Source organism: Mesorhizobium sp. M2A.F.Ca.ET.037.01.1.1 (genome assembly GCF_003998075.1).
GTDB lineage: Bacteria > Pseudomonadota > Alphaproteobacteria > Rhizobiales > Rhizobiaceae > Mesorhizobium.
On the sequence record NZ_RZSA01000130.1, the window covers coordinates 1 to 9,967 of the forward strand.

At 64.1% G+C, this 9,967-nt stretch carries 7 protein-coding genes and 1 pseudogene; 4 read left to right on the top strand and 4 right to left on the bottom strand.

Translation table 11 applies throughout. The features are described 5' to 3' along the window. The 3 genes and pseudogenes from EOA27_RS09315 to EOA27_RS09325 all read left to right on the top strand — a co-directional run. Positions 1–2,309, top strand: a pseudogene (locus EOA27_RS09315) (protein ndvB); the annotation flags it as partial. Positions 2,310–2,683: 374 nt separating this feature from the next. Next, positions 2,684–4,453: a glucan ABC transporter ATP-binding protein/ permease gene (locus EOA27_RS09320; protein ID WP_126083082.1), complete on the top strand. Its 1,770-nt coding sequence runs from the start codon at positions 2,684–2,686 to the stop codon at positions 4,451–4,453. Positions 4,454–4,667: 214 nt separating this feature from the next. Next, a complete protein-coding gene (locus EOA27_RS09325) occupies positions 4,668–5,426 on the top strand; it encodes a heme ABC transporter permease (protein ID WP_126083081.1) in 759 nt (252 codons plus the stop codon). Between the two features lie 3 nt (positions 5,427–5,429). Here EOA27_RS09325 and EOA27_RS09330 read toward each other — a convergent pair whose 3' ends face one another. Further along, complete coding sequence (locus EOA27_RS09330; protein ID WP_126083080.1) at positions 5,430–6,488, bottom strand: D-TA family PLP-dependent enzyme; 1,059 nt, start codon at positions 6,486–6,488, stop codon at positions 5,430–5,432. 210 nt (positions 6,489–6,698) lie between these two features. Between EOA27_RS09330 and EOA27_RS09335 the strand changes: the two genes are divergently transcribed. Beyond that, positions 6,699–7,397: a D-lyxose/D-mannose family sugar isomerase gene (locus EOA27_RS09335; RefSeq protein WP_126083079.1), complete on the top strand. Its 699-nt coding sequence runs from the start codon at positions 6,699–6,701 to the stop codon at positions 7,395–7,397. Here EOA27_RS09335 and EOA27_RS09340 read toward each other — a convergent pair. The 3 genes from EOA27_RS09340 to EOA27_RS09350 all read right to left on the bottom strand — a co-directional run. Further along, positions 7,394–8,164, bottom strand: coding sequence for a hypothetical protein (locus EOA27_RS09340; protein WP_145970299.1), 771 nt, complete (start codon positions 8,162–8,164; stop codon positions 7,394–7,396). The genes EOA27_RS09335 and EOA27_RS09340 overlap by 4 nt on opposite strands. Positions 8,165–8,241: 77 nt before the next feature. Next, complete coding sequence (locus EOA27_RS09345; protein WP_126083076.1) at positions 8,242–9,120, bottom strand: RDD family protein; 879 nt, start codon at positions 9,118–9,120, stop codon at positions 8,242–8,244. After that, on the bottom strand, positions 9,107–9,967 hold an 861-nt coding region (locus tag EOA27_RS09350), incomplete at its 5' end, for a stage II sporulation protein M (RefSeq protein ID WP_145970300.1). The genes EOA27_RS09350 and EOA27_RS09345, both read right to left, overlap by 14 nt.

A 9,967-nucleotide genomic window follows, 5' to 3' on the forward strand; every position in this document is an offset into this window, starting at 1 on the left:
GGATCAACGTCATCTCCAACGCCTCCTTCGGCTTCCACGTCTCGGCCGAAGGCGCAGGCTTCACCTGGAGCCGCAACAGCCGCGACTACCAACTGACGCCATGGTCGAACGATCCGGTGTCGAACCGGCCGGGCGAGGGCTTCTATGTCTTCGACCATGCCAGCGGCAAGGCGTTCTCGCCGATGGCGGCGACGGTCCGCGATCCGTCGATGACCTATGAGACCTGGCACGGCCAGGGCTTTTCGACCTTCCGCTCCAAGCGCGGCCCGTTGTCGATGGACCTGACACAGGTGGTGGATCCCGTCGATCCGGTGAAGATCAGCCGGTTGCGAATCCAGAATTCCGGATCGGTGCCGGCGCGGCTGCGCGTCTATGCGTATGCCGAATGGGTGCTGGGCGGCCATCGCTCGCGCACGGCGGCGACCATCGTGCCCGCGCGGGACACGGCAACAGGGGCCATGCTGGCGCAGAACCCCTACGGCCTCGACTTCGGCGAGCGCGTCGCCTTCCTGGGAGCAAGTCATCCGATCCATTCGGTGACCGCCGACCGCTCCGAATTCATCGGCAGGCACGGCACGACGGAGTACCCTCAGGCCGTGCTGGGCGGGCTTGCGCTCTCCGGGCGCATCGAGGCGGGCGATGACCCTTGCGCGGGCGTCGCCAGCGATATCGACATCCCCGCCGGCGGCGACGTCACGCTGTCCTGGCTGCTCGGCGACGCGGCCACGCCCGCCGAGGCAAGCGCGCTGGTGCAGACCCATCGCGGCAAGGATTTCGACCAGCGCCTGGCCGACAATGAAAAGGCCTGGCGCGGCTTCCTCGACACCATCCAGGTCGAGACGCCGGACGAGGCGATGAACGCCATGGTCAACCACTGGCTGCCCTACCAGAGCCTGGCCTGCCGCATCCGCGCGCGCTCGGCCTTCTACCAGGCGAGCGGCGCCTTCGGCTTCCGCGACCAATTGCAGGATACGCTGGCGCTTCTGGCGCACGATCCGAAGCTGGCGCGCGACCAGATCCTCAATGCGGCGCGCCGGCAGTTCCCGGAAGGCGACGTGCAGCACTGGTGGCTGCCGCGCACCGATGCCGGCGTGCGCACCATGATCTCGGACGACGTCGTCTGGCTGGCGCATGCGACGGCGCGCTACATCGAGGTGACCGGCGACGCCGCGATCCTCAAGGAACAGTTGCCCTTCATCGACGGGCAGCAACTCGGCGAAGGCGAGCATGACGCCTTCTTCACGCCCGAGATCACCAAGAACACCGCTTCGCTATACGACCATTGCGCCCGGGCGCTCGATCTTGCGATCAAGCGCAGCAGCCCCGCCGGCCTGCCGCTCATCCTCGGCGGCGACTGGAATGACGGCATGAACCGTGTCGGCGAGGGCGGCAAGGGCGAGAGCGTGTGGCTGGGCTGGTTCCTGCTGAAGACGCTCACCGACTTTGCCCCTGTCGCCAAGGGGCAGGGCGACACCAAGCGGGCGCAGGCCTGGCTGAAGCACGCCGACGTGCTGAAGCGGGCCCTGGAAAGCACCGCCTGGGACGGCCAGTGGTACCGGCGCGGCAGTTTCGACAACGGCGCGCCGCTCGGCTCGCACAATTCGGACGAGTGCAAGATCGACTCCATCGCCCAGTCCTGGAGCGTGCTGTCGGGCGAGGGCGACCCGGCCCGCTCGACGACGGCCATGGAGCAGGCGACCAACATGCTGGTCGATGACGAGCTCAAGATCGTCAAGCTGTTCACGCCGGCCTTCTCGAAAAGCGAGAAGGACCCCGGCTACATCAAGAGCTACCCGCCGGGCGTGCGTGAGAATGGCGGCCAGTACACCCACGCCGCCACCTGGTTCGTGATCGCGCTGGCCGAAATGGGCCGCACCGACGAGGCCTATCGCTGCTTCTCGATGCTGAACCCGGTCAACCACGCCTCGGACGAGGCGGCGGCCGAGCATTACCGCGTCGAGCCCTATGTCGTGGCCGCCGACATCTATGCCGGCGAAGGCAAGGGCGGCCGCGGCGGCTGGACCTGGTACACGGGCTCGGCCGGCTGGCTTTACCGCGCGGCGGTGGAAGGCATCCTCGGCATCGAGCGGCGCGGCAAGGAGATCACGTTTAGGCCGAAGCTGCCCGGACACTGGGACGGCTACGCCGCGACGCTCAAGATGTTCGGCGGCGAGATCAAGGTTCGGGTCATCCGCGACAAAAAGACCAAGTCGATCTCGCTAGAAGTCGATGGTTCGAAGAAAAAATCTGCATCTTTCGAGCCGAAAGCCGGCGACAAGACCGAGGTCGTCGTCAGGATACCTGCATAAAATCAAAGACTTGGCTTGTCGGCCGCGCATCCCTCGGGGTGCGCGGCCGATCGCCGTTTTTTACTTGGCGTCCCTCCCGCGCGCGATCGCGGGCCTTCCTTTAGGGCAGGCTAAGCAAGCAGGCTGTGATTAAAAATGTGGCAGCGGAGAGCAAGTGCCACTATTTTGCCGCAAGGCTGACATTTCACCTTTTATCTCAAACCGTTAGTGATCACGTCAGATTTCGTACCGTCGTCATCTTTTGTTCGCTAAATCGGAACGGAAGGGATAGACGACGCATTGTTTCGCGACACGTTTACCGTTACGTGTCACAAAATGGTGCGGTGCACAATTCGAGCATTGAGCACAAACAAGAGTTTGGCGGAGTAGCTGAAGTGTCACTTCTGCAGATCTACTTTAGAGCGCTGGGTTATCTGGCGGCCGACAAGAAGCGCGTCGCGCTGATTTGCGGCGCCAACATCGCGCTCGCGGCGATCGCGATCCTCGAGCCAATCCTGCTGGGCAGGGTGATCGGAGCCATCTCCGAGAAAGGCCCTGTGTTTTCGACGCTCGCCGTATGGGCCGCGCTTGGTGCTTTCAACGTCATTGCCTTCGTGCTGGTGGCCCGCGGCGCCGACCGGTTCGCCCATGCCCGCCGCTCGGAAGTGCTGTGCCAGTCCTTCGAGCGCGTGATCACCATGCCGCTTGCCTGGCATCACCAGCGCGGCACGTCCAACTCGCTGCACACGCTGCTGCGCGCCGTCGAGACCCTGTTCAGCCTGTGGCTCGAATTCATGCGCGTGCATTTGTCGACGGCCATCGCGCTGGTGCTGTTGGTGCCGACCGCGCTTGCCATGGATATCCGCATGTCCGTCGTGCTACTCGGCCTCGGCATTCTCTATATCGGCATCGGCCGTATCGTCATGCGCCGCACCAAGGCGGGGCAGACCGCCGTCGAGCGCCACTACCACACCGTCTTTGCCCATGTCTCCGACAGCGTCAGCAATGTCGCCGTGCTGCAGAGCTACAACCGCATCGGCCACGAGACCGCGACGCTGAAGCGTTACGTCAAGGACCTGCTCGACGCGCAGAACCCTGTGCTCGACTGGTGGGCGATCGCCAATGCGCTGAACCGCCTGTCGTCGACCATCTCGATGATGATCGTGCTGTCGATCGGTGCCTATCTCGTCACCCGTGGCCAGCTCCGCGTCGGCGATGTCGTCGCCTTCGCCGGCTTTGCCGGGATGCTGATCGCCCGTCTTGACCAGATGTCGGCTTTCACCACCCAGATTTCCGAGGCCCGCGCCAAGCTCGAGGATTTCTACCGCCTTGAGGACTCGGCTGCCGAGACCACTGAGCCGGATGGCCTGCGCGAACTCACCAACGTCACCGGCCATGTGCGCTTCGAGGACGTCAGCTTCGAGTTCGCCAATTCGGGCCACGGCATCGAGGACGTCTCGTTCGAGGTCCAGGCTGGCCAGACGGTCGCCATTGTCGGCCCGACCGGCGCCGGCAAGACGACGCTGATCAATCTGCTGCAGCGGGTCTTCACGCCGTCCAGCGGTCGTATCCTGATCGACGGCATCGACACCAGGACCGTGACCCGGAAGTCGCTGCGCCACTCGATCGCCACCGTCTTCCAGGACGCCGGCCTGCTCAACCGCTCGATCGAGGACAATATCCGCGTCGGCCGCGCCGATGCGAGCAATGACGAAGTGCACGCCGCGGCCAATGCGGCCGCCGCGCAGGACTTCATCCTGGCCAAGAGCAGCGGCTACGACACCGTCGTCGGCGAGCGCGGCGGCCAGCTTTCGGGCGGCGAGCGCCAGCGTATCGCCATCGCCCGCGCCGTGCTGAAGGATGCGCCGATCCTGGTGCTCGACGAGGCGACCAGCGCGCTCGACGTCGAGACCGAGGATCGCGTCAAGGAAGCGATCGACGAGCTGCGCCGCAACCGCACGACCTTCATCATCGCCCACCGCCTGACCACGGTCCGCGACGCCGACCTCGTCGTCTTCATGGACAAGGGCAAGGTGGTCGAGATGGGCGGCTTCACCGAGCTGTCGCTGCGCAACGGCCGCTTCGCCGCCCTGCTGCGCGCCGGCGGCCTGCTCAACGACGAAGAGGTCCGCCGCCTGAGCCGGCCGGTGACGGAAGCGGCGTAATCCTAGAGCTCCCCCTTCCCCCTTGTGGGGGAAGGTGTCGCCGAAGGCGACGGATGAGAGTGCTCTAGGGAAAGCCAGCGTCTCACTCCGCTGGAACACCCCTCATCCGTCTCGGCGCTCCGCGCCGATCCACCTTCTCCCACAAGGGGAGAAGGGAAAGCCTGCGACACTCTCCCAATTGCCCCAAACCCACTGCGGGTCTATTTAGGTCGCCATGAGCGACGCCACTTCACGCTTTTCCGGCTGGATCGATCTCGCCAACCCGACGCGCTTTGTCGGGCTGGCCGACAAGATCATTCCGTGGCTGGCGGCGGTCGCGGTGATCCTGCTTGGCGTGGGCCTCTATATGAGCTTCACCGCGCCGGAGGATTTCCAGCAGGGCATCACGGTACGCATCATGTATATCCACGTGCCTTTCGCCTGGCTCGCAATGATGTGCTACACGATCATGGCGATCTCGGCGCTGGGCACGCTGGTCTGGCGCCATCCGCTGGCCGACGTCGCGCTGAAATCGGCGGCCCCGATCGGCGCCACCTTTACAGCACTCGCGCTGATCACCGGCTCCATCTGGGGCAAGCCGATGTGGGGCACCTGGTGGGTATGGGATGCGCGGCTGACCTCGGTCTTTGTGCTTTTCCTGATGTATCTCGGCATCATCGCGCTGACCCGCGCGCTGGATGACGCCGGCCGCGCCGCCTGGGCGGCGGCCATCATCACGCTGGTCGGCTTCATCAATATCCCGATCATCAAATTTTCGGTCGACTGGTGGAACACGCTGCACCAGCCGGCGTCGGTCTTCCGCCTCGGCGGCCCGACCGTCGACCCATCGATGCTATGGCCGCTCGCCGTGATGGCGCTGGGTTTCACCGTGCTGTTCTTCGCCCTGCATCTGATGGCTATGCGCACGGAGATCTTCAGGCGGCGCGTGACCGCGATGCGGAGAGTGGCGGCACGGCAGGCCGAGCGGCAGTAGGGCTCAGCCCATCTTCCCTCGCGCCGCCACCGGCAGCGTTTCCAGCACCTTGTCGCCGTCGATCAGATGCACCTGGTCGAACAAATTCGTCACCACGCAGCAATGATCGGGCACGACGCGCACCCGCTCACCGATGCCCAAGGCGGCGCCATGGGCAAGCGTGACGGTGCCGTGCTCTTCGCTCAAACCCGTTACGCGGGCGCCCGGCATGCCGAGCAGCTCGCCGAACTCCAGCAGGCCGAGCGTATCGGAAGACAGCGCCTTGCTGCCTGAGTCGAGGATAGCGCGGGTCGGCGTCGGGTGGCTGACGACGGTGGCAAGCACCGTCAGCGCGCAGTCGTCCAGCGTGCCGACGCCTTTGGCGACCTGGTAGCGGTCGAGGTAGATGTAGGTGCCGGGCCGGTATTCGGTGACGATGCTGTTCTCGCCGGAGCGCCACATATCCGGCGTGCCGCCGCTGGAGACGCGCACGCATTCGAGCCCCGCCGCGGCAAGCGCGTCGTGCGCGCTTTTCAGCCAGGCCTCGGCTTGCGCCGCGCGGCCGGCCGCCGGATAGGTCATCAGCCCACCGAAGGCGAGGCCCTTGACCTGGTCGATGACCTTGGCCAGCGCCACCGCATCGGCCGGGGTCTGCACGCCGCAGCGGCCCATGCCGGTGTCGCACTCGACCAGCACCTGCAGCGGATGGCCGGCATCGGTGAAGGTGGCGGCTAGCCCTTCCAGCGTCTCATGGCTGTCCGCCGTCACCGAGAGCGTGACGTGGCCATGCAGCGCCTTCAGCCGTTCCAGCTTGGCGCGGCCAAGGATGTTGTAGGGCAGGAAAATATCCTCGAGCCCCGCATCGGCCATCACTTCGGCCTCGCCGATCTTCTGGCAGGTGATGCCGACGGCGCCGGCCGCCACCTGCTTCTTCGCCCAGTAGGGTAGCTTGTGCGTCTTGATGTGCGGCCGCAGCTTCAATCCATGGGCGTCGGCATGCGCCTGCGCCTTTTTGATGTTGGCTTCGGCGCGGGCCGCATCGATCAGGATCGCCGGCGTGTCGAGGTCGTCTATGCTTGGCATGAAAGTCACCATTCAAAGCATGTCTCCCGAGAGCGGGATCCGGTTTCGGGATAAAGACATGCGCAAAATCGAAAAGTCCGGCTGGGTTTATGGTCCCGATCCGGCTGGATGTCACGGGGCCAGAACAGCGGGTTTGCGTCGACAGCCGACCGGCATTGGGCTATTCGGATGGGCAGATTTCAGCAAGGCATCGGCCGGAGGACAACCACCATGAAGCGCTCCAAGATCAACGACATCATCCGCGAAGCCGACGCCTTCATCCGCTCCTTCGGCTATATCATGCCGCCCTTCGCCTATTGGTCGCCGGAAGAGATGAAGGCGCACAAGGCCGATTCTTCCGCCATCTTCACCTCACGCCTCGGCTGGGACATCACCGACTACGGCCAGGAGAAGTTCGACGAGCTTGGCCTGTTCCTGTTCACCGTGCGCAACGGCCGCTACGAGGACATGAAGCTCGGCATGGGGATGCTCTATGCCGAAAAGATCATGATCTCGCGCAAGGACCAGCTCTCGCCGATGCACCGCCACAACATCAAGGCCGAGGACATCATCAACCGCGGCGGCGGCAAGCTGGTGCTGGAGCTATTCATGCACGACCGCGACGGCGGCATCGACCCGAAGGCCGAAGTGTCAGTGCCGGTCGACGGCACCATCACCAGATTGCCGGCCGGCGGGCTCCTGAAGCTCGATCCCGGCCAGAGCGTCACGCTGCTGCCCGGTGTCTGGCACGCCTTCTGGGCCGAGGGCAAGGACGTGCTGATCGGCGAGGTCTCGACCGTCAATGACGACCTCACCGACAACGTTTTCCGCGACCCGATCGGCCGCTTCTCCAACATCGACGAGGACGTCGCGCCGCTGCACCTTCTGGTGTCGGACTATGAGAAGTGGGTGGGTAGAGCGAAGGCCTAATCGTCCCAATTCAACTGCTGAAAAAACGTCCAGATGCTGATGGCGCTGTCATCCTTCTCGCTCGTGCTGTGCAGCGTCAGGACGATATCCACGGTGGGCAGTGCTTTGATCATGACCGTGATCACGCGCGTCCCATCCTCAGGCACGATACCAATGCCGGAGGTCATTTCCCAAGTTCCTCCGGCCCGCTGAAGTCGGGGAGCTGAATCTTCGAATTGCTCCCTCATCGATGCGTCGTTTGGAAACGGTTCATCTGTGAGTTCTGCAAATTCTTCCCACGATCCGGAGACTGCCGCCTGAATGACGCGGTCAATTCTGGCTTCTTCTGCTTTGCTGACCCTAACCTTCACGTCGTTGCCCTCGCGCATGCGACATAGGGGATCATTAGCGACACAGTTCAATGCAATCTCGAACAGCGCGTCCCAGATCGCCGGGCGTACCTGTTGAATACAAGATCGTGTCCAGCGGCACGGCACTTTCTCTGTTACCTTGGCATAGGGGATAAGTTTGAATTTATCCTCTCCCTGTTGGTCGACCGACATCTGCCGGGATTTCCAAAGGAAGGAATTGTATGACCTGAACCCAAAACGCGAGGCCGATCTGTTGAGGAGAACTTTATCTACAATCTCGTCGGGCACACCACTGACATGAGCGCGGATCGCGCTCAGTGTCGATGCCCCTATGTCTTTGTCCGAGATCGAAGGTAGCTCGCCAACGAGGATGACGGGACCGGCAAACATCTCCCAGCCATCGCGCGTGGTGACCATAGGAATTACGAAAACTCTTTCGCCCACTATGTTCAGGAAGCAATGCTTCATGTGCTGGCTCTGTCCAAGTCTGCGGCCTACCGCGCATACTTATCCGCCTTGCGGTTCCCAAGCAGCAGCTTGCGTTCCAGATACGCGCGGAGCTCGCCGTAATAGGCGGTGAGGAAGGCCTTCGAATCGATCGGCTCGACCCTGGCGCCGATCTTGCGGGCTATGGTCTCCGCCACCGCCTTGAGCGCCGAATGATCGTCGCGGCGCAGCACTTCTTCCAGCTTCTGCAGCTCGGCGATGCCATAGGCGTCGAGTTGCGCGGGGCTGAACTGGAAGCGGGCGGCAACCGGGTCCTTGCGCAGCGACAGGTCCTCGACCAGCGCCACTTTCGGCGCCTCGACCACCCAGGTGCCGGCGAGCAGGTCGCCGATCCTCAGCCGGTCGCGGTTGAACAGCGGGAACAGCGAGAACAGCAACGCCCACACCAGGCCGAAGATGGTCGATAGCGTGTCGGCGACATCGGCGCTGGCGCGCGCGGCGAGGATCGAAAGCGGCAGGAACACCTCGATCTCGCGCATCAGGTTGCGTGCGATGAGCTGGTCCAGCGTGAGGCCCGCGCCGCTGCGCGAGGCGACCCTGACGCCCACCATGCGCTTGCCCGGTGTGGCTGCCCGCCGACCTGCCTCGAAAGCGATGAAATAGACGTTGCGCAGGAAGAAGATGAAGATGATCCAGACGATGAACAGCGGCTCGGCATCCTGCACGCCAAGCCCGCCAAGGCCAAACAGCGCGACGAGGCTGACCACGACCGCCGCCACGACGATGATCACCACGTCGAGCAGGAAACCGGAAGCCCGGGTGCCGGCATCCGCCAGTTTCACGCGCAGGTCGACGCCCTCCGGCGTGACAAGCGGGCGGATCAATGCCGCCGGGTTCTTGACCTTCGCTGTCCTAGCGGTCGCCATGCCGCACCATCCGGAACAGGTAGAAATAACAGATCCATAAGGCGAGCATGCCGCCGCCGATCGAATAGCGGACGATGTCGCTGGTGATCGTCTGCCTTCCGATGCCTTCCAGCAATCCGGCGAAAAGCAGCATCACCGTGACGCCGATCATGGCGGTCGCCGCCACGCGTCCGGCTCGCGCCGCGGCGGCCATACGGGTGAGCTCGCCGGGAAAGGCGATGCTGGTGCCGATGCGCATCCCGGCCGCGCCCGCGATGGCGATGGCGAACAGTTCCGTCGTGCCATGGATCGAAAGCCAGCCGCCGAGCTCGAAGCCCAGGCCCTTGGCGGCATAGATCTGGAAAATGGCGCCGAGCATGCAGCCATTCATCAGGATGATCAGCACGCTCGGCACCGCGAAGGCGAAACCCAGCGCGAAGGCCAGGATCGAGACCTGTGTGTTGTGGGTGAAGAGATAGGCGGCAAAGCCTGAGAGGAAGTGATCGCCGCCGCCGTAAAGCACGCTGCGCAGCACCTCGGCGGAAGAATCCGGGTTGCGCCCGCCCGCCAAGCTCGGCGTGATGATGGCGTCGTACCAGCGCTTGTCGGAGGCGACCAGCCAATAGCCCGCGATCGCGCCGATCACGGTGAGGGCGCCCGATGTCCACACCTCGCGCCACAGATCGCGGATCGCCGCCGGCCAGTCGTGCAGGAAGAAGTCGCCGATGCGCGTCCTCAAGGAGCGCCGCGCACCGTAGAGATAGAAGTAGCCGCGCAGGCAGAGCGCCTCGAGATAGGCGATCAGCGCGCTGTCGAGCGAGGTCGCGCGCGCCACCGAAAGCGACGACAGCGCCGAGCGGTAGAGGAG